General features: G+C 71.9%; 1 protein-coding gene. It reads left to right on the plus strand.

What is annotated here, in order from left to right; genetic code table 11:
- A partial coding sequence (locus LP52_RS25435) for a beta-ketoacyl synthase N-terminal-like domain-containing protein (RefSeq protein ID WP_202966175.1) occupies positions 1-203 on the plus strand: 203 nt, incomplete at both ends.

Genomic DNA, 203 nt, shown 5'->3' on the forward strand with positions numbered 1-203 from the left:
GTGCTGCTGGAGACGGCGTGGGAGGCCCTGGAGCGGGCGGGGATCGACCCGGTGTCGCTGCGCGGCAGCCGCACCGGCACCTACATCGGAGCCACCAACAGCGACTACCTCCCTGCCACGGCGCACTGGCCGCAGGAGACCGAGGGCTACGTGCTCACCGGCAACGCCACGAGTGTCGTGTCGGGGCGGGTGGCGTACTCGCT

The sequence above is a fragment of the Streptomonospora alba genome (genome assembly GCF_000826685.1).
In the GTDB taxonomy this organism is placed as follows: Bacteria; Actinomycetota; Actinomycetes; order Streptosporangiales; family Streptosporangiaceae; genus Streptomonospora; species Streptomonospora alba.